The 19261-nt window shown below is 72.0% G+C and carries 16 protein-coding genes; 11 read left to right on the plus strand and 5 right to left on the minus strand.

Translation table 11 applies throughout. From position 1 onward, the window contains the following. Positions 1 to 5 precede the first annotated feature (5 nt). From ACQZ2A_RS07170 to ACQZ2A_RS07205, 8 genes are all read left to right on the plus strand, one after another. Positions 6 to 1673 carry an amino acid permease gene (locus ACQZ2A_RS07170; protein ID WP_430208883.1) on the plus strand — a complete coding sequence of 556 codons (1668 nt, stop codon included), beginning with the start codon at positions 6 to 8 and terminating at the stop codon, positions 1671 to 1673. A gap of 11 nt (positions 1674 to 1684) precedes the next feature. After that, positions 1685 to 2584 (plus strand): phosphotransferase, encoded by a 900-nt coding sequence (locus tag ACQZ2A_RS07175; RefSeq protein WP_430208885.1) that lies wholly within the window; start codon positions 1685 to 1687, stop codon positions 2582 to 2584. After that, a complete protein-coding gene (locus ACQZ2A_RS07180; protein WP_430208887.1) occupies positions 2581 to 5049 on the plus strand; it encodes a GcvT family protein in 2469 nt (822 codons plus the stop codon). The genes ACQZ2A_RS07175 and ACQZ2A_RS07180 overlap by 4 nt, the downstream gene beginning before the upstream one ends. An 88-nt stretch (positions 5050 to 5137) precedes the next feature. After that, positions 5138 to 5863 carry a FadR/GntR family transcriptional regulator gene (locus ACQZ2A_RS07185; RefSeq protein ID WP_430208890.1) on the plus strand — a complete coding sequence of 242 codons (726 nt, stop codon included), beginning with the start codon at positions 5138 to 5140 and terminating at the stop codon, positions 5861 to 5863. Between the two features lie 13 nt (positions 5864 to 5876). Continuing rightward, entirely contained in the window at positions 5877 to 7262 is a 1386-nt protein-coding gene (locus tag ACQZ2A_RS07190) for a glutamine synthetase family protein (RefSeq protein WP_430208892.1), read from the plus strand. Between the two features lie 10 nt (positions 7263 to 7272). Continuing rightward, positions 7273 to 8658, plus strand: coding sequence for an aldehyde dehydrogenase family protein (locus ACQZ2A_RS07195; protein WP_430208895.1), 1386 nt, complete (start codon positions 7273 to 7275; stop codon positions 8656 to 8658). 32 nt (positions 8659 to 8690) lie between these two features. Beyond that, complete coding sequence (locus ACQZ2A_RS07200) at positions 8691 to 9458, plus strand: 3-oxoacyl-ACP reductase (protein ID WP_430208897.1); 768 nt, start codon at positions 8691 to 8693, stop codon at positions 9456 to 9458. Positions 9459 to 9465: 7 nt separating this feature from the next. Further along, the gene (locus tag ACQZ2A_RS07205; RefSeq protein ID WP_430208900.1) at positions 9466 to 10206 is read left to right on the plus strand and encodes a gamma-glutamyl-gamma-aminobutyrate hydrolase family protein; all 741 of its coding nucleotides are present in this window, start codon (positions 9466 to 9468) and stop codon (positions 10204 to 10206) included. Here the strand turns inward: ACQZ2A_RS07205 and ACQZ2A_RS07210 are convergent. Next, entirely contained in the window at positions 10203 to 10616 is a 414-nt protein-coding gene (locus tag ACQZ2A_RS07210) for a MarR family winged helix-turn-helix transcriptional regulator (RefSeq protein ID WP_430208902.1), read from the minus strand. The genes ACQZ2A_RS07205 and ACQZ2A_RS07210 overlap by 4 nt on opposite strands. Before the next feature lie 50 nt (positions 10617 to 10666). On the opposite strand from ACQZ2A_RS07210, the gene ACQZ2A_RS07215 reads away from it, so the two are divergent. From ACQZ2A_RS07215 to cimA, 3 genes are all read left to right on the plus strand, one after another. Then, entirely contained in the window at positions 10667 to 11821 is a 1155-nt protein-coding gene (locus ACQZ2A_RS07215) for a phosphotransferase (RefSeq protein WP_430208905.1), read from the plus strand. Positions 11822 to 11831: 10 nt separating this feature from the next. Further along, on the plus strand, positions 11832 to 12956 hold the full coding sequence (locus tag ACQZ2A_RS07220; protein ID WP_430208907.1) for an MBL fold metallo-hydrolase: 1125 nt from the start codon (positions 11832 to 11834) through the stop codon (positions 12954 to 12956). 354 nt (positions 12957 to 13310) lie between these two features. Then, positions 13311 to 14903, plus strand: a complete 1593-nt coding sequence (gene cimA / locus ACQZ2A_RS07225; RefSeq protein ID WP_430208910.1) for a citramalate synthase — start codon at positions 13311 to 13313, stop codon at positions 14901 to 14903. A 9-nt stretch (positions 14904 to 14912) separates the two neighbouring features. Here the strand turns inward: cimA and ACQZ2A_RS07230 are convergent, their stop codons facing one another. From ACQZ2A_RS07230 to ACQZ2A_RS07245, 4 genes are read right to left on the minus strand one after another with little or no spacing between them, the layout of a single operon-like run. Then, a complete protein-coding gene (locus ACQZ2A_RS07230) occupies positions 14913 to 16100 on the minus strand; it encodes an ABC transporter ATP-binding protein (protein ID WP_430208913.1) in 1188 nt (395 codons plus the stop codon). A 32-nt stretch (positions 16101 to 16132) separates the two neighbouring features. Then, positions 16133 to 16972: a carbohydrate ABC transporter permease gene (locus ACQZ2A_RS07235; protein WP_430208915.1), complete on the minus strand. Its 840-nt coding sequence runs from the start codon at positions 16970 to 16972 to the stop codon at positions 16133 to 16135. Beyond that, positions 16969 to 17907, minus strand: a complete 939-nt coding sequence (locus tag ACQZ2A_RS07240) for a carbohydrate ABC transporter permease (RefSeq protein ID WP_430208917.1) — start codon at positions 17905 to 17907, stop codon at positions 16969 to 16971. Before ACQZ2A_RS07240 ends, ACQZ2A_RS07235 begins: the two co-directional genes overlap by 4 nt. Then, the gene (locus ACQZ2A_RS07245; RefSeq protein ID WP_430208920.1) at positions 17904 to 19157 is read right to left on the minus strand and encodes an ABC transporter substrate-binding protein; all 1254 of its coding nucleotides are present in this window, start codon (positions 19155 to 19157) and stop codon (positions 17904 to 17906) included. The genes ACQZ2A_RS07240 and ACQZ2A_RS07245 overlap by 4 nt, the downstream gene beginning before the upstream one ends. Between the last annotated feature and the right edge of the window lie 104 nt (positions 19158 to 19261).

A 19261-nucleotide genomic window follows, 5' to 3' on the forward strand; every position in this document is an offset into this window, starting at 1 on the left:
TGCACGTGAGCGTTTCCCGGACGACCGAAGGCCACTCGGACGACGAGGCCCTCCTCGCCGAGCTGGGCTACAAGCAGGAGCTGAACCGGACGTGGTCCGGGTTCTCCAACTTCGCCATCTCCTTCTCGATCATCTCCATCCTCGCCGGGTGCTTCACGACCTTCGGCCAGGCCTGGAACAACGGCGGCCCGATCGCCATCTCCATCGGGTGGCCGCTCATCTCCGCGTTCATCCTCGTCATCGGGCTCTGCATGTCCGAGCTGGTGTCGGCCTACCCCACCTCGGGTGGCATCTACTGGTGGGCGGCCAAGCTCGGCGGGGCCAAGGCCGGCTACTACACCGGTTGGCTCAACCTCATCGGGCTGCTCGCGGTCGATGCCTCCGTGGCCTACGGTGCCGCGACCTTCTTCGACCTGTCCTTCAGCACGATGAGCGAGTCGTGGGCGGCCGGTTACTCCTTGTCGCGGGTCTTCTGGATGTTCCTCGTCGTCCTGGTGCTCACGGCGCTGGTCAACATCTTCGGTGGTCACCTGCTCGCGATGCTCAACAACATCTCGGTCTGGTGGCACGTCGTCGGTGCCGCCGTCGTCATCGCGATCCTCGTGTTCCTGCCCGAGAAGCACATGAGCATCGCCGACGTCTTCTCGATGAGGGTGAACAACAGCGGCGGCCTCGCCGGTGGCGAGACGAGCGGCTGGGGCTTCTGGTTCTACGTGCTCCCGCTCGGCTTCCTGCTCACGCAGTACACGATCACCGGCTACGACGCCTCGGCCCACCTGTCGGAGGAGACGCAAGGCGCCGCCGACGGTGCCGCCAAGGGCATCTGGCGCTCGATCTTCTACTCCGCGATCGGCGGATGGTTCCTCCTGCTCGCCTTCCTCTTCGCGGTCCAGGACGCCGACGCCGTCACCGCCGGAGGCGGCGGCGTCGCGGTGATCTTCACCCAGGCCCTGTCATCGACGTGGGCGGGCACCGTTCTCCTCATCGCGAGCATCGGCCAGTTCTTCTGCACGACCGCCTGCATGACCTCGACGAGCCGGATGCTCTTCGCGTTCAGCCGGGACGGGGCGGTCCCCGGAGCGTCCTTGTGGGCCAGGCTCAACTCGCGCAAGGTGCCGGCCAACGCCGTGCTCGTCTCCTCGGTCATCGCGGCGATCATCACGATCCCCGCCCTCGTCGAGGTGAACATCGGCACCGAGGACGCCCCGATCATCGTCCCGACGGCCTTCTACGCCGTCGTCTCGGTCGCGGTCATCGGTCTGTACATCGCCTTCGCCATCCCGATCTGGCTGCGCTGGCGTGCGGGCGACGCGTTCCGGCAAGGTCGCTGGAACCTCGGGACGAAGTGGCGGTGGATGGCGCCGCTCGCCGTGGCCGAGATCGCGATCGTGTCGGTGTACTTCATCCTCCCCTTCACCCCGGCGGCGAACCCCCTCAACGACTCGTTCGAGTGGAAGTTCGTCAACTACGCACCGATCCTCACGGGCGGCACACTGCTCGCCCTGTGGATCGGGTGGCACCTGTCGGCCAAGAAGTGGTTCACCGGGCCGAAGACGACCGTCGACCTGCCGGCCGGCATGAGCGGCGCCGACGAGATCGCGCTCGAGCACCACGGGAAGAGCGCGCACGGTGGGTCCGAGCACGACTGGAAGCCCGGGGACCCGACGTCCTGACCGGGCTCCCGGTGACCGGTCTCGAGGAGGTGCTCGAGGGCATCCCCGTCCTCGCCGGGCAGGGGCGTGAGGTCACGCCCCTGCCCGGGGGCCTCACGAACCACAACGTGCGGGTCCGGACCGAGCGCGGGCTCGACGTCGTGGTGCGGATCTCCTCGCCCGACACCGGGCTGCTCGGGGTCGACCGGCACACCGAGTTCGTGAACACCCTGGCCGCGGCGGCCACGGGCGTGGGCGCGCCGGTGGTCGACTACCTCGGCGGGCGCGGGGTGCTCGCGGTGGCGTTCCTCTCCGGCCGGACGTGGGGCGATGCCGACGTGGCGGCGGGCCTGCCCCGGCTCGCCGCGGCGTTGCGGCGGCTGCACGCCGGTCCCGGGTTCGTCGGCCGGTTCGACATGACGACGCTGCGGCGCCGCTACCTGAAGGTGGTGCAGGACAAGGGCTTCCGCCTTCCCGACGGCTACCTCGACCTCGAACCCTTCGCGCAGCGTGCGGAGGAGGTGCTGGCCCTGGCCCCCGAGCGCCTCGTGCCGTGCCACAACGACCTGCTCGCCGCCAACGTCCTCGACGACGGCGGGGACCTGCGCATCATCGACTACGAGTACTCCGGGATGAACGAGCCGTCCTTCGAGCTGGGCAACGCCGTCGCCGAGGCGCGCCTCGGCCCGGAGGCCCTCGCCGAGCTGTGCGCCGCCTACTACGGGCGGGAGGACCCCGCCGACGCCGCGCGGGCCGAGCTGTGGGGCTTCCTCGCCCGGTACGGGTGGACGCTGTGGGGGGTCATCCAGGAGGGCGCGAGCGAGATCGACGTCGACTTCCGCGGCTGGGCGATGGCCAAGCTCGACCCGGCCCGCGAGCTGGCTCGCGGGCCGCGCTTCGAGGCCCTGCTCGCGGCGGCGGCCCGGCGATGAGCGCCACGCAGCTGCCCGCGCGGGCGCGGGTGGTCGTCGTCGGGGGCGGGGTCATCGGGGCGTCGGTCGCCTACCACCTCGCCCACCTCGGGTGGACCGACGTGCTCGTCCTCGAGCAGGGGACGCTGTCCTGCGGCACGACGTGGCACGCGGCCGGCCTCGTCGGCCAGCTCCGGGCCAGCGAGGCGGGAACCCGGCTGGTGCGCTGGTCGACCGAGCTCTACGGGCGGCTGGAGGCCGAGACCGGGCTCTCGACCGGCTACCGGGTCTGCGGGGGTCTGACCCTGGCCCGGACGCCGGAGCGGATGGTCCAGCTGCGGCGCACTGCGGCCAGTGCCACCGCCTATGACCTCGACTGCGAGCTGCTCACGCCGGCGCAGGCCGCCGAGCGGTACCCGCTCATTCGCTCCGACGACCTCGAGGGCGCGATCTGGCTGCCCGGGGACGGCCGCGCCGACCCCGCCGACCTCACGCAGGCGCTGGCCCGCGGGGCGCGGGCGCTCGGCGTGCGGGTCGTCGAGCGCGTCCGGGTCACCGGGCTGCGGCTGGCCGAGCGGGGGGACCGGCGGCGGGTGACCGGCGTGGTCACCGAGCACGGCGAGGTCGAGTGCGAGGTCGTCGTCAACGCGGCCGGCCAGTGGGCCCCCCTCGTCGGGGCGATGGCCGGCGTCGACGTGCCGCTGCACTCCGCCGAGCACTTCTACGTCGTCACCGACCAGGTCGAGGGCGTGCACCGGGACCTCCCCGTGCTGCGCGACCCCGACGGGTACACCTACGTCAAGGAGGAGGTCGGCGGGCTGCTCGTCGGGGGCTTCGAGCCCGAGGCCAAGCCGTGGGTGGCGCCCGAGGACATCCCGTACCCGTTCGAGTTCCGGCTCCTCGACGAGGACTGGGAGCACTTCGAGGTGCTGATGGACAGCGCCATCCACCGGCTGCCGGTGCTCGCGGAGACCGGGATCCGCAAGTTCTACAACGGCCCCGAGTCCTTCACCCCCGACAACCAGTTCCTCCTGGGCGAGGCGCCGGAGTGCGCCGGGTTCTTCGTCGCCGCCGGCTTCAACTCGGTCGGTATCGCCTCGGCTGGCGGAGCGGGGCGCGCGCTCGCCGAGTGGGTCGTCGCGGGGGAGCCGACTCTCGACCTCGGCGCCGTCGACATCCGCCGCTTCCCGTCCGTGGCGGCCAACCGGACCTGGCTGCGCTCGCGCGTCGCGGAGGTCCTCGGTCTGCACTACGCCGTGCCGTGGCCGAACCGTGAGCTGGAGACCGGTCGGCCGCAACGGTGCTCACCGCTCTACGAGCGCACGCTGGCCCTCGACGCGGTGATGGGCAGCCGCAACGGGTGGGAGCGTCCGCTCGTCTTCGCGCCCTCGGGGGAGGTGCCCCGGCTGGACTACTCGTGGGAGCGGCCGGCCTGGGCGGACTGGTGCGACGCCGAGCAGCGGGCCACCCGCTCGGCCGTCGCGGTCTTCGACCAGACCTCGTTCAGCAAGTACCTCGTCACCGGGCCGGATGCCCTGGACACCCTCCAGTGGGTGTGCACCGCGGACGTCGACGTGCCGGTGGGGCGCGCGGTCTACACCGGGATGCTCGACGCGTCCGCGGGCTACCAGGCTGACGTCACCGTCACCCGCACGGGCCCCGAGGAGTTCCTCGTCGTCTCGAGCGCGGCCACGACCCGCCGCGACCTCGACTGGCTCCGCCGCCACCGGGTCGGCACGCCGGGCATCGTCGACGTCACCAGCGCGTACGCGGTCATCGGGGTGATGGGTCCCCGCTCGCGGGCGCTGCTGTCGCGGCTGACCCCGGCCGCCCTCGACGACGTGGCGCACCCGTTCGGCACCTCCCGGGTCCTCGACCTCGGGCCGTGCCGCGCGCGGGCCACGCGCATCACCTACGTCGGCGAGCTCGGGTGGGAGCTGTACGTCCCCACCGAGGAGGCCGCCGTCCTCCACGACGAGCTGCTCGGGGCCGGGGCCGACCTCGGGGTGGTGCCCGCCGGCTACTCCGCCATCGAGGCCCTGCGGCTGGAGAAGGGGTACCGCGCCTTCGGGCGCGAGCTGACCGCGGAGGTCACCCCGGTCGAGGCCGGGCTGCTCTTCGCCTGCGCCCTCTCCGGCCCGTCCGACTTCCTGGGGCGGGCCGCGCTCGAGGAGCGCCGGGCCGCGGGGCCCGCGCGCCGGGTGCTCTCGCTCGTCGCGCAGGACCCGGGCGCGTGGCTCTGGGGTGGTGAGCTCGTCCTGCGCGACGGCGTGCCCGTGGGGCAGGTCACGAGCGCGGCGGGCGGGGCCACGGTGGGGGCGTCGGTGGGGCTGGCCCTCGTCGGGGACCGGGCCACGGGCACGGCGACCGCGGGATGGTGCGACGAGGGGACGTGGGAGGTCGACCTCGCCGGGCGGCGCGTCCCGGTCCGGGTGTCGCGCCGGCCCCCCTACGACCCGCGGGGCGAGAGGCTGGGCAGGTCATGACACACTGCTCGACATCTTCGGTCCATGGTTGGACCATTGGGACCGCCCACCGGGTCACCGGGCCCGCGACCTCGGGAGGAGGACGGCGATGACGCACCCCGCCGGCGCCACGAGCCTGCCCTCGGTCATCCTCCGGCACGCGGTCGGCAACCCCTTCGAGACCACCGTCGAGCAGCTCGCGACCGCCATCCGCCTCGGCGTGCTCGTCGACGGCGACCAGCTGCCCCCCGAGCGCGAGCTCGCCGAGCAGATGGGCGTGGCCCGGGGGACGCTGCGCGACGCCATCGCAGCGCTGCGCGACACCGGGCTGGTCACCACCCGCCGGGGACGCGGCGGCGGGTCGGTCGTCACCTACTCGGCCCCGGCGCCCGGTTCGGGTGGGCAGGGGCTGCGGCGCGGCGCGACCCTCCTCGACGCCCTCGACTTCCGCCGGGTCGTCGAGCCGGGGGCGGCCTGGCTGGCCGCCACCCGGGAGCTCTCCGGGGACCAGCGCTCCTGGCTCTCGACCTCGTTGCGCGAGACCCGCGCCGCGGAGGACCCCGGGGCGCACCGCCTCGCGGACAGCCGCCTGCACCTGGCGGTGGCCACGGTGTCGGGCTCGCCCATGCTCATCGAGGCGGTGACCCGGGCGCAGGCCGCGCTCGGTGAGCTCCTCGAGGCGATCCCGGTGCTGCGCAAGAACATCCAGCACTCGCACGACCAGCACGAAGCGATCGTCGGTGCCATCCTGTCGGGGGCGGCAGAGGACGCACGGACCGCCATGGAAGAGCACTGCGACGCGACGTCCGCGCTCCTGCGCGGGCTCATCGGATGACTGGAGGAGCACGATGACGAGCTCGACCCACCGCGGGGGACCCCTGCAGATGACCCTGGAGCAGCTGCGCACCGACATCGCCGACGGAACCGTCGACACGGTGATCGTGGCCTTCACCGACATGCAGGGACGGTTGCAGGGCAAGCGGATCCACGGCGCCTTCTTCCTCGACCACGTGCTCGACGCCGGCACCGAGGGCTGCAACTACCTGCTCGCCGTCGACGTCGACATGAACACCGTCGACGGCTACGCGATCTCGTCGTGGGAGCGCGGCTACGGCGACATGTTCTTCGAGATGGACCTCTCGACGCTGCGCCGCACACCCGGGCACCCGGCGTCGGTGACGATCCAGAGCGACCTCACCTGGCTCGACGGCTCCGGTGACGTCGTGCAGTCCCCGCGGAGCATCCTCAAGAAGCAGGTCGCGGTGGCCGAGGAGGCCGGCTGGGGGGCGTTCGCGGGCACCGAGCTGGAGTTCATCCTCTTCGAGGACTCGTACGAGGCCGCGTGGGACCGGCGCTACCAGGGCCTCACCGGCTCGAACCGGTACAACGTGGACTACTCGATCCTCGGCGGCAGCAAGGTCGAGCCCGTGCTGCGCGAGATCCGCAACGAGATGTACCGCGCGGGGATGACCGTCGAGTCGGCCAAGGGCGAGTGCAACCTCGGGCAGCACGAGATCGGCTTCCTCTTCGACGAGGTCCTGCGCACCTGCGACAACCACAGCGTCTACAAGACCGGCGCCAAGGAGATCGCCGCGCGGCACGGCCAGTCGCTGACCTTCATGGCCAAGTACGACGAGCGCGAGGGCAACTCGTGCCACATCCACCTGTCGCTGCGCGGTACCGACGGCGAGGTGGTCTTCGCCGACGACGACCGCGACGGCGGACGCTCCGAGCTGTTCGACCAGTTCCTCGCCGGGCTCCTCGCGACGATGCGCGAGCTCACGTACTTCTACGCGCCGAACATCAACTCCTACAAGCGCTTCGCCGCCGGCTCGTTCGCGCCGACCGCGGTCGCGTGGGGTACCGACAACCGCACGTGTGCGCTGCGGGTCGTCGGGCACGGCGCGGGGCTGCGCGTCGAGAACCGCGTGCCCGGCGGCGACGTCAACCCCTACCTCGCGGTGGCCGCGATGATGGCCGGCGGGCTGCACGGCATCCGCGAGGGTCTGGAGCTGCCGCCCGTGTGCGAGGGGAACGCCTACAAGGGCGACTACGAGCACGTGCCGACGACGCTGCGCGAGGCCCGCGACCTGCTCGCCACGAGCGAGGTGGCCCGGGCCGCGTTCGGCGACGCCGTCGTCGACCACTACGTCAACGCCGCCGACGTCGAGATCACCGCGTTCACCGCGGCGGTCACCGACTGGGAGCGGGTCCGAGGTTTCGAGAGGCTGTGAGGACCACCCGATGAGCACCACCACGCACGACGTCATCGACCCGGCGACCGAGGAGGTCGTCACCACGATCGACCTCGCCGGGGTCGAGGAGACCGACGCGGCCGTCGCCCGCGCCGTCGAGGTCGGCCCGGCCTGGCGCGCCGTGAGCCCCGCCGACCGCGGGATGCTCCTGCGCCGCTTCGCCGACCTCGTCGAAGAGCACACCGAGGAGCTGGCCCGGCTCGAGGTGCGCAACGCCGGCCACACCATCGGCAACGCGCGGTGGGAGGCGGGCAACGTCGTCAACGTCCTGCGGTACTACTCCGCGGCGCCGGAGCGGTTGTTCGGCAAGCAGATCCCCGTGGCCGGTGGCCTCGACGTCACCTTCAAGGAGCCGCTCGGCGTCGTCGGCGTCATCGTCCCGTGGAACTTCCCGATGCCGATCATGGGCTGGGCGATGGCCCCGGCCCTCGCCGCGGGCAACACCGTCGTCCTCAAGCCCGCCGAGCTGACGCCGATGACGGCGATGCGCATCGGCGAGCTCGCCGTCGAGGCCGGCATCCCCGAGGGCGTCCTCTCGATCCTGCCCGGGGCCGGGCGGGTCGTCGGCGAACGCTTCGTCACCCACCCCGACGTCCGCAAGATCGCCTTCACCGGCTCGACCGCGGTCGGGCAGGGGATCATGCGCGGCGCGGCCGAGCACCTCAAGCGGGTCACCCTCGAGCTCGGCGGCAAGTCGGCGAACATCGTCTTCGCGGACGCCGACCTCGACAAGGCGGCCGCCGCGGCGCCGATGAGCTTCCTCGACAACGCCGGCCAGGACTGCTGCGCCCGCACTCGGATCCTCGTGCAGCGCAGCGTGTACGACGCGTTCATGGAGCGCTTCGAGGGGGCGCTGCGCGACGTCGTCGTCGGCGACCCCGGCGACGAGGCGACCCAGATGGGCCCGCTCGTCAGCAGCCGGCAGCGCGAGACCGTCCGCGGATTCGTCGACGGCACCGACGGGCACGACGCCGTCGACGTCGCCTTCCGTGGCACCGCGCCCGACGGCGCCGGCTGGTGGTACCCGCCGACCGTCGTGCTCCCGGGCAGCACCTCCGACCGGATCTGGCAGGAGGAGGTCTTCGGCCCCGTCGTCGCGGTCCTGCCCTTCGAGGACGAGGCCGACGCCGTGGCCAAGGCCAACGACAGCGCGTACGGGCTCTCCGGCTCGATCTGGACCCGCGACGTCGGGCGCGCCCTGCGCGTCTCGCGCGGGGTCGAGGCCGGGAACCTGTCGGTCAACAGCCACTCGTCGGTGCGCTACTCCACCCCCTTCGGCGGCTTCAAGGCCAGCGGTATCGGGCGCGAGCTCGGACCGGACGCCCTGGACGCCTTCACCGAGGTGAAGAACGTCTTCATCTCGACCGAGGACTGACCCTCCAACCCACCCACACCTGAGGAGAGAACATGGCAGGCAGGCTCGCGGGCAAGGTCGCCGTCGTCACCGGCGGCTGCTCGGGCATCGGCCTCGCGACCGTCCGGCGCTTCGCGGAGGAGGGCGCGACCGTCGTCGTCGCCGACCTCGCGGACGAGGCCGGTGAGGCGCTCGCCGCCGAGCTCGGCGGTACCTACGTCCACTGCGACGTCGCGTCCAAGGAGGACGTCGACCGGCTCTTCGCCACCGCCAAGGAGAAGCACGGCCGGGTCGACATCGCGTTCAACAACGCGGGCATCAGCCCGCCGGACGACGACTCGATCCTCGACACCGACCTCGACGCCTGGCGCCGCGTGCAGGAGGTCAACCTGACGTCGGTCTACCTCTGCTGCAAGGCGGTCATCCCGTTGATGCGCGAGCAGGGGGGCGGCTCGATCATCAACACGGCCTCGTTCGTCGCGGTCATGGGTGCGGCCACCTCGCAGATCTCGTACTCGGCCTCCAAGGGCGGCGTGCTGTCGATGACCCGCGAGCTCGGCGTGCAGTTCGCGCGCGAGGGCATCCGGGTCAACGCGCTCTGCCCCGGGCCGGTCAACACACCGCTCCTCAAGGAGCTCTTCGCCAAGGACGCCGAGCGCGCCGCACGCCGCCTGGTCCACGTCCCGATGGGGCGCTTCGGGGAGCCCGAGGAGATGGCCAGCGCCGTGCTCTTCCTCGCCTCCGACGAGTCCAGCTTCATGACCGCCTCGACCTTCCTCGTCGACGGCGGCATCTCGGGCGCCTACGTCACGCCGCTGTGAGCCGGGGATGACGACGCGGCCGGTCATCGGCATCACGTGCTACGTCGAGGAGGTCGACCGCGCACCCTGGGTCGCCCAGCGCAGCGCCGTGCTCCCGTACCGGTACGTGGCGCAGGTCGAGGCGGCCGGCGGGGTGGCGGTGGTGCTACCCCCGCGCCCGGACGTCGACGACGCGATGGCCCGCGAGGTGCTGGCGCGGGTCGACGGCCTCGTCGTGGCGGGTGGTGCCGACGTCCAGGCCGGGCTCTACGGCGCTGCGGCGCACCCGACCTCGCAGGACGCCCGGCCCGACCGTGACGCGTGGGAGTCGGCGCTCGTCCGGGCCGCCGAGGCGCTCGACGTGCCGCTGTTCGGCATCTGCCGCGGCATGCAGGTGATGGCGGTGGCGGCCGGGGGAGTGCTGGAGCAGCACGTCCCCGACCGCGTGGGGCACGAGGCACACTCGCCCCGGCCCGGCGTCTACTCCTCGCACCACGTGGAGCCGGTCACCGGCAGTCTGCTCGCCGGCGTCGTCGGCGAGGAGTCCCTGGACGTGCCGACCTACCACCACCAGGCCGTCGTCCCGGACTCCCTCCGGACCACGTCGTGGCAGCCGGCCGCGTGGCACGAGGACGGCACCCTCGAGGCGATGGAGGACCCGTCCGCCCGGTTCCGGGTCGCGGTGCAGTGGCACGCCGAGGAGGCCGAGGGCGCGGCGCTCTTCGAGGCCCTGGTCGAGGCCGCCCGCGAACGCGCCGCCGCGCGCTAGGGCCGCTCGCCGAGCTCCTCGAGCACGCGGCGGAAGGTGGCGTAGCGACGGGGGCCGACCTCGGCGGCGAACTCCTCCTCGGCGGCGGCGATGGCGGCGTGCGCCCGGGCGAGGAACCGCTCGCCCTCCGGCGTGAGCCGGACGAGGCGGACCCGGCGGTCGCCGCGTGCCGTCTCCACCCGCACGTGGCCGCTGCGCTCGAGCTGCGCGACGAACTGGCCGCAGCCCTGCTTCGTCATGCCGAGGTGGGCGGCGAGGACGGTCACACTGGCGCCCTCGGCGGGGACCCCGTCGAGCACGCGCACGTGCGAGAAGCGCAGGCCGTCAACGGTGAGGTGCGCGAGGTCCGAGCGGAGGCGGGCGAAGACGCCACCGAGCAGGTCGGGAAGAATCTCCTTGACGACGGTCACAAAGTCACTTTACCTTCTGGATGGTCAACCTACTTTCCGATGGAGGGGTCATGGCCGGACTCGACGCCCTGGGGGCCGCCGCGGTGGACGAGGCGACCCTGGCCGGGATGCTCGCCGCGCACCTGCGACTCGAGGGTCCGGTGGAGGTCGTCGAGGTCGAGGTCGAGGAGTTCCCCTACGACCTCGTGAGCATCACGACCCTGTCCCGTCACCGCGTCCACGGGCGGGTGGCGACGCCGGCGGGGGAGCATCCGTTCCGCCTGTTCGTCAAGGTCGTCCAGGCGTGGGAGCGCTCGCCGCTCTTCGCGTTCGTGCCCGAGCACCTGCGCGAGGTCGCCGCCAAGGGCGTGCCGTGGCGCACCGAGCCGCTGGCCTACCGTTCCGACCTCGCCTCCCGGCTGCCCGACGGTCTGACGATGCCCACCGCGCTGGCCGTCATGGACGTCGACGACCTGACCTGCGCGATCTGGCTCGAGGAGCTCGACGTGGTCGACGTGCCGTGGGACGACGCCCGCTCGACCCGGGCGGCCCGTCTGCTCGGTCGGCTCTCGGGGAGCCGGCGGGTCCGGCCGCTCGCCGGCGTCAGCGGTCTCGACTGGACGCTGCGCGACTACCTCACGGGGCGCTTCGACAACCAGGTGCACCCGATGCTCCGGGACGACGACATCTGGGAGCACCCCCTCGTGGCCGCGTCCTTCGACGCCGAGCTGCGCGACCGGCTGCGCGACGCGGCCGACGGCGCGCGCGAGACCGTCGAGGAGGCCTTGTCGCTGCCGCACCTGCCTGCCCACGGTGACGCCTGCCCGAACAACCTGCTGGCGGTCGACGGCGTGGACGGCTTCGTGCTCATCGACTACTCGTACTGGATGTCGATGCCGCCCGGCGCAGACCTCGGCCAGCTGCTGGTCGGCGACGTGCAGATCGGGCGCACCCGCGCGGGCGACCTCGCAGGGCGCGACGCCGCGCACCGCGACGCCTACGTCGCCGGGCTGCGCGACGAGGGCTGTGACGTGCCCGCCGAGGCCGTGGCCCGTGGCCACGCGCTGCACCACCTGCTGCTCACGGGGCTCTCCAGCGTGCCGTGGGAGCACCTCGGCGCGCCGCCCACTCCCGAGCTCGCGGTGATGGCGCAGGACCGGGCCGCCATCGCCCGGTTCTGTCTCGACCGGGTGGACGCGACCGCCGGGGCGGGGGTCGCGGGGTGACAATGGGCGGGTGAGCCGACTCAACAGACTGGCCGTGGCCGCCGGAGCCGCGAGCGCCCTCGGGGCGCTCGCCGCCGCGGGACGGGGCGTGGGCGCGGCGATGGGTGCGCGTCCCGACGGGGTGCGCCTCGAGCGGATGCGGCGCTCGCCGCACTACCGGGCGGGCGCCTTCCACAACCGCCGCCGGGGCACGGCCTCGATGCCCACGAGCCAGCGCGACGTCCTCGAGCGGTACCGCGCCAACGGCGAGACGCGCCGCCCGGCGGGTCCCATCCCGGTCGTGAGCGCCCACCGCGAGCCGGCGACCGAGGGCCTGCACGTCACGTGGTTCGGTCACGCCAGCGCGCTCGTCGAGCTCGACGGCGTTCGCCTCTTCCTCGACCCCGTGTGGAGCGAGCGCTGCTCGCCGAGCCAGCACGTCGGGCCGCGGCGCCTGCACGCGACGCCGGTGCCGCTGGAGCGCCTCGGCCGCATCGACGCCGTGGTCATCTCGCACGACCACTACGACCACCTCGACATGGACACCGTGAAGGCGCTGGCCACGGGGACGGACGCCGTCTTCCTCGTGCCGCTCGGCATCGGGGCGCACCTCGACGTGTGGGGCGTGCCGGGGTCGCGGGTCGTCGAGTGCGACTGGGGCGAGGGGCACGACGTGGGCGGGGTGCGGGTGACCGCCGTCGAGTCGCAGCACTTCTCGGGGCGCGGGCTGCGCCGCGACGGCACGCTGTGGGCGTCCTGGGTCCTGGCCGGGGAGGGCGGCCGGGTCTTCTTCAGCGGCGACACCGGGTACTTCGACGGCTACCCCGGCATCGGCGCCGAGCACGGGCCCTTCGACGTCTCGCTGATGGCCGTCGGCGCCTACGACCCCGCGTGGCGCGACATCCACCTCGACCCCGAGGAGGCCGTGCGGGCCACCGCCGAGCTCGGGGGCGGCCTGCTGCTGCCGATCCACTGGTGCACCTTCGTCCTCGCGCCGCACCCGTGGGCCGAGCCGGTCGAGCGGCTCCTCGTGGCAGCGGCCACCGAGGGTGTGCCGGTGGTCGTCCCGCGCGTCGGCGACCGCGTCGACGTCGCGGACCCGCCCGGGCTCGACCCGTGGTGGGAGGCCGCGGTCGCCGTCCCCGTGCGGGCCTGATCCCGCCCACCGGCGCCACCATGTGGACGGTGGGTGCCGGTCGCCCGCGGCCCGTGGGACGCTCGAGGGGTGACGTTCCGTGACGCGGCCACCACCGCGATCATCATCGTGTAGCGCGACGAGAGACCACTTCTCGTCGCGCAGACCTCCCGCACCCGGGGGGTCTTTTCGTTTGACGGGGCGTCACCCGGGAGGGCGGCGCCGTGCCGGACGAGCCGGGCCCCCGCCCACCCCCGCGGGCGCCCGGGCGGACGCTGGACGATGATGGGCACCGAGCAGCACGCGTCGACGCCCCGGCCCACCCGGGCCGGGGCACGGGCGCCGGGAGACCGGCACGAGCCGCGGATGGATCCGATGACCGACCTGCACGTGTACGACACGACGCTGCGCGACGGGGCGCAGCAGGAGGGGCTCAACCTCTCCGTGGCCGACAAGCTGGCCATCGCGTCCCACCTCGACGACCTCGGCGTCGGCTACATCGAGGGCGGCTGGCCGGGGGCCAACCCCAAGGACACCGAGTTCTTCGCGCGGGCCGCGCGCGACCTGCGGCTGCGCAACGCCACCCTCGCGGCCTTCGGCGCCACCCGCCGGGCGGGGGGCCGGGCCGACTCCGACCCGCTCGTGCGCGCCCTCCTCGACAGCCAGGCCCAGGTGGTCACCCTCGTCGCGAAGTCGCACACGGGGCACGTCGAGCGGGCCCTGCGCACGACCCTGGCTGAGAACCTCGAGATGATCCGCGACACCGTCGCCTTCCTCACCGCCGAGGGCCGCCGGGTCTTCCTCGACGCCGAGCACTTCTTCGACGGCTACCGCACCGACCGCGCCTACGCCCTCGAGGCGGTCCGCGCCGCCGTCGAGTCCGGCGCCGAGGTGGTCGCGCTCTGCGACACCAACGGCGGGCTGCTGCCGGGTGAGGTGGGGGCGGTGGTCGCGGACGTCGTGGCCGGCACCGGGGCGCGCGTCGGCATCCACTGCCACAACGACACCGGCTGCGCCGTGGCCAACTCGATGGCCGCCGTCGAGGCCGGGGCCACGCACGTCCAGGGCACGATCAACGGCTACGGCGAGCGCACCGGCAACGCCGACCTGCTGACCGTCGTCGCCAACCTCCAGCTCAAGCAGGGCCGCGAGCTCCTCGAGCCGCACCGCCTCCAGGACGCCACCCGCATCGCGCACGCCATCGCCGAGGTCACCAACGTGCCGGCGTACTCGCGCCAGCCGTACGTCGGGTCGAGCGCCTTCGCGCACAAGGCCGGCCTGCACGCGAGCGCCATCAAGGTCGACCCCGACCTCTACCAGCACCTCGACCCCAAGCACGTGGGCAACGACATGCGGATGCTGGTCTCCGACATGGCCGGCCGCGCCTCCATCGAGCTGAAGTCGCGCGAGCTCGGGTTCGACCTCGACGCCACCGACGAGGACGACGCCGCCACGCTGCGCCGGGTGCTGGCCGCCGTCAAGGAGAAGGAGCTGCGGGGGTACACCTTCGACGCCGCCGACGCCTCCTTCGAGCTCCTGCTGCGCCGCGAGATCGACGGCACGCTGCCGGCGTTCTTCGCGGTCGAGTCCTGGCGGGTCATCACCGACGCCCGCGGCGAGGACGACGCGCTCTCCGAGGCCACCGTCAAGGTCCGGGCGGCGGGGGAGCGGCACGTCGAGACCGGCGAGGGCAACGGCCCGGTCAACGCGCTCGACCACGCGCTGCGCACAGCGCTCGCGGCCACCTACCCGGAGATCGGCGGGCTCGAGCTCATCGACTACAAGGTGCGCATCCTCGACGCTGCCCACGGCACCGACGCCGTGACGCGCGTGCTCATCGAGACCTCCGACGGCACGACGTCGTGGACGACGATCGGGGTCGCCGCGAACATCCTCGAGGCGAGCTGGCAGGCCCTCGTGGAGTCGGTGACGTACGGGCTGGTGCGGGCGGGCGTGCCGCCGCGCTGACCGCCCGCCTCAGGCCTGCGCCGCCTCCTGCTGCACCTCGGCCGTGAGGTTCTGGCCGGTCTTGACGTCGAAGACGTGCATCTTCGCCGTGTCGACCCACAGCTCGGCCGGCTGGCCGGCCTGCACCCGGGCCGCGGCGTCGAGCCGGGCCGTGACGGTGGTGCCCTCGCCGACCATGTCCTGACCGGTGTCCTTGGCGAGGTCCTCGAGGTCACCGGAGTGGGCCTGGTCGCCCTGCACCGTGAAGTACGCGAAGACGTCCGAGCCCATCGACTCGACGAGGTCGATGGTCACGCTGACGTGCGAGCCCTCCTTGTCGCCGACGAGCGAGGCGTCCTCGAAGTGCTCGGGGCGCAGGCCGATGATGACCTCCTTGCCGCTCGCCTCCTGCACCGCACGGCGCACGCGGTCGGGGACGGTCAGCGAGCCGAGGCCGGTCTCGAGCCGCTCGCCCTCGATGGTGGCGGGGAGGAAGTTCATCGACGGGCTGCCGATGAACCCGCCCACGAAGAGGTTGTTCGGGTGCTCGTACAGCTCGGTGGGTGCGCCGACCTGCTGCACGATGCCGCCGCGCATGACGACGACGCGGTCGCCGAGGGTCATCGCCTCGGTCTGGTCGTGGGTGACGTAGACCGTGGTGGTCTTGAGCGACTTCTGGATGCGCGAGACCTGGGTGCGCATCTGCACGCGCAGCTTGGCGTCGAGGTTGGAGAGCGGCTCGTCCATGAGGAAGGCCTTGGGGCTGCGGACGATCGCCCGGCCCATCGCGACGCGCTGGCGCTGGCCGCCGGAGAGGTTGGCCGGCTTGCGGTCGAGGTGGTTGGTCAGCTCGAGCATCTCGGCGGCCTCGTCGACCTTGGTCTTGATCGTCGCCTTGTCGACCTTGGCGAGGACGAGCGGGAAGGCCATGTTCTCGGCGACGGTCATGTGCGGGTACAGCGCGTAGGACTGGAACACCATCGCGATGTCGCGGTCCTTGGGGGCCTTGTCGTTGACGACCTCGCCGTCGATGCGCAGCTCGCCCTGGGTGATGTCCTCGAGGCCGGCGATCATGTTGAGGGTCGTGGACTTCCCGCAGCCGGAGGGGCCGACGAGGATGATGAACTCGCCGTCGCGGATCTCGAGGTTGAGGTCGTCGACGGCGAGGGCGCCGTCGGGGTAGCGCTTGACGACGTGGTCGAGGTGGATCGCTGCCATGGGGTGCTCCTTCGTCGTGGGGGTCGCGGGCCTCAGCCCTTGACCGCTCCCGAGGTGAGGCCGGCGACGATCCGCCGCTGGAAGAAGAGGACGAACAGGACGATGGGGATGGTGATGACCACGGCGGCCGCCGCGATCGCCGCTGTGGGCTTCTCGAAGGTCGTCGCCCCCGTGAAGTAGGACATCGCCGCCGGGACCGTGCGGGCCGAGTTGGTCGACGTCAGCGAGATGGCGAACAGGAAGTCGTTCCAGCAGGCGATGAACACGAGGATCGCCGTCGTGAAGACGCCGGGCAGGGCGAGCGGGGCGATGACCCGGCGGAAGGCCTGGTAGGGCGTCGCGCCGTCCATCTGCGCCGCCTTCTCGAGCTCCCACGGGATCTCGCGGAAGAAGGCCGAGAGCGTGTAGATGCCGAGCGGCAGCGCGAACGTGATGTACGGGAGGATCAGGCCCGGCCAGGTGTCGAAGATGCCGATCGCCGTCTCGATCTTGAACAGCGGTGTCACGAGGGCGATCTGGGGGAACATCGAGATGAGCAGCGACGTCGCGACGATGGCCCGCTTGCCCGGGAACTCGAGCCGGGCGATGGCGTAGGCGGCCATCGTGGCCAGGGTGAGGGCGATGCCGGTGGCGATGAGGCAGATGCCGATCGAGTTGATCAGCGCCCGGATGAAGTCGTCGTTGCGGAAGATGTCGCGGTAGGCGGTGGTGTCGGGGTTGAGGGCGAGGAAGCGCCCGTCGTTGAGGGTGTCGCCGCCCTTGAGCGACAGCGAGATGATCCACACCACGGGGACGAAGGCGTAGACCAGCACGACGACGTTGGCGACGCTCCAGCCGATGCGTCGCTGGGGGCTGATGGTGACGGCGCTCATCGGGACCCGCTCCCTCCCGGGGCCGCGGCCCCGAACAGCTTGACGAACAGGAAGGCGATGATCGCGGTGGTGATGAAGATGAGCACCGCCATCGTCGACCCGATGCCGAGGTTGAGCCCGCGGATCAGGTTGTTGTAGGCGACCATCGACACCGATGACGTGTCGTTGCTTCCGCCGGTCAGCACGAAGATGTTGTCGAAGATCCGGAACGCGTCGAGGGTGCGGAAGAGCAGCGCGACGAGGATCGAGGGCTTGATGAGCGGGACGGTGACCCGCCAGAAGCGCTGCCAGGCCGAGGCGCCGTCCATCGAGGCCGCCTTGAGCAGGTCCTCGGGGACGAGCGCGAGCCCGGCCATGAGGAGCAGCGCCATGAAGGGCACGGTCTTCCAGACCTCGGCGAGGATGATGATCCAGATCGAGGGCCACTTGTCGGTGAGCGGTGCGGAGTCGCCGGCCAGCCAGCCGATGCCCTGGGTCCACGCGAAGCGCCACGAGAACGCCGCGACCACGGTGACGATGGCGTAGGGCACGAGGGCCGACGTGCGCACGAGGCCGCGGCCGACGAGCGTGCGGTGCATGACCAGCGCGAGGAGCATCCCGAGCACGAGCTCGGCGAACGCGCCGACGACCGTGATGAGCATCGTGATGCCGAACGACTGCCACCAGATCCCGCTGGAGAGCACGGTCACGTAGTTCTCGAGACCGATGAACTCGTTCGCGTCCGGCTTGCGCAGGTCGGCCTTGAAGAACGAGAGCCAGATCGCGTAGAGGATCGGGTAGGCGGCGACCGCGAGCATCACGAAGACCGCAGGGGCGCAGAGCATCAGGCCGAGCCGCTGCTCGGCACGCCGGCCGTCGCTGGCGCGCTTGCGGGCGATGACCAGCCCCTCGTCGGGCTCGGGGGCGGCGACCGCGGGTGGGGCCTGGGTGCTCACGGGAGGATCCCCTTGCCGTCGATGGCGTCCTGGATCTCGTCGCGCAGCGTAGTGGCCGTCCGTTCCGGGTCGATCTGCGACGGGGGCGAGAGCGTGGAGGACACGATGGTCGAGATGTTCTGGTAGAGAGGCGTCTTCGGCCGCGGGACGGCGGTCTCGAGCTCGGCGAGGATGTCCTCGTACATCGGGTAGGCCTTCTGGAACTCCTGCTCGTCGAAGACCTCCTGGAGCACCGGGACGTTGCCGGCGTCGAGGGCGCCACGCAGCTGGTTCTCCGGGTTGCGCAGGCACATCGCGGCGTCGAACGCGAGGTCCGGGTGCTTGCTGTACTTGCTGATCGCGTAGTTCATCCCGCCGAGCGTCGCCCGGGCGGGAGTGCCCTCCCGGAACTCGGGGAGCTTGGCCCAGCCGAGGTCCTCGGCGATCTCGGGGTTCGCCTCGCGCATCGCCGAGAGCATGTACGGCCAGTTCATCGCGAACGCGGCCTGCCCGTTCTGCATCTGCGCGAAGACCTCCGGCTCCTGGCTGTTGGAGAGGGAGGCGCTGGCCAGCCCGTCGGTGGCCAGGCTGCGCAGGATGCCCAGCGCCTGCACGGTGTTGTCGTCGACGGTCGGCTTGGTGCTGTCCTCGTTGACGAGCGTGCCGCCGAGGGAGGACAGGATCGTGTTGAAGCCGACGACGTAGCCCTCGTACTGGGCCGCGGTGAGGCCGATGACGTAGGGCTTGCGCTCGGTCTTCAGCTGCTTGGACTGGTCGAGGACCTGCTGCCAGGTGGTCGGCGGGTCGGGGACGAGCGACTTGCGGAACCAGAGGAGCTGGACGTTGGTCGTGCGGGGGATGCCGTAGAGCTTGTCCTTCCACGTGGCCGTGTCGATCGGCTGCTCGAGGACGCCCTCGGTGGCGGCCTTCGTCTGCTCGGCGTCCAGCTCGCGGATCCATCCCGCCTCGGCGAACTCGGCCGTCCACGTGACGTCCATGCCGAGGACGTCCATCCCGTCGTCGCGGGCGGCCAGGCGGCGCACGAACTGCTCGCGCTGGCTGTCGGCGTCGCTCGGGATGAGGTTCGGGCGGATGACGTACTTGCCCGCGGCGGCGTCGTTGCAGGCCGCGAGGATCTTGTCCCAGCCGGCGTCGGAGGTGCTGCCGTAGACGTTGACGACGGGGGTCCCTCCGTCCCCGCTGCTGCAGGCGGCGAGGGCGCCCACCGTGGCGGCGACCACCCCCAGTCCCGTGAGCTTGCGCAGTGCCATCGGCCCGCTCTCCCTCCCTTGGAAGCCGTCCCACGAGTGACTCGCGTCACAGGTGCGTGTCAGCGACACTAGGGGTCTCCGGAGCCCACGGCAACGTTAGGTGC

It is taken from the genome of Phycicoccus avicenniae, from assembly GCF_050496545.1.
Classification (GTDB): Bacteria; Actinomycetota; Actinomycetes; order Actinomycetales; family Dermatophilaceae; genus Phycicoccus; species Phycicoccus avicenniae_A.

Coding starts and splice junctions, on each gene's coding strand:
- ACQZ2A_RS07230 (WP_430208913.1), bottom strand. CDS start 16,100: ATGGCAGCGATCCACCTCGACCACGTCGTCAAGCGCTACCCCGACGGC.
- ACQZ2A_RS07180 (WP_430208887.1), top strand. CDS start 2,581: ATGAGCGCCACGCAGCTGCCCGCGCGGGCGCGGGTGGTCGTCGTCGGG.
- ACQZ2A_RS07205 (WP_430208900.1), top strand. CDS start 9,466: ATGACGACGCGGCCGGTCATCGGCATCACGTGCTACGTCGAGGAGGTC.
- ACQZ2A_RS07245 (WP_430208920.1), bottom strand. CDS start 19,157: ATGGCACTGCGCAAGCTCACGGGACTGGGGGTGGTCGCCGCCACGGTG.
- ACQZ2A_RS07185 (WP_430208890.1), top strand. CDS start 5,138: ATGACGCACCCCGCCGGCGCCACGAGCCTGCCCTCGGTCATCCTCCGG.
- ACQZ2A_RS07235 (WP_430208915.1), bottom strand. CDS start 16,972: ATGAGCGCCGTCACCATCAGCCCCCAGCGACGCATCGGCTGGAGCGTC.
- ACQZ2A_RS07200 (WP_430208897.1), top strand. CDS start 8,691: ATGGCAGGCAGGCTCGCGGGCAAGGTCGCCGTCGTCACCGGCGGCTGC.
- ACQZ2A_RS07190 (WP_430208892.1), top strand. CDS start 5,877: ATGACGAGCTCGACCCACCGCGGGGGACCCCTGCAGATGACCCTGGAG.
- ACQZ2A_RS07215 (WP_430208905.1), top strand. CDS start 10,667: ATGGCCGGACTCGACGCCCTGGGGGCCGCCGCGGTGGACGAGGCGACC.
- cimA (WP_430208910.1), top strand. CDS start 13,311: ATGACCGACCTGCACGTGTACGACACGACGCTGCGCGACGGGGCGCAG.
- ACQZ2A_RS07195 (WP_430208895.1), top strand. CDS start 7,273: ATGAGCACCACCACGCACGACGTCATCGACCCGGCGACCGAGGAGGTC.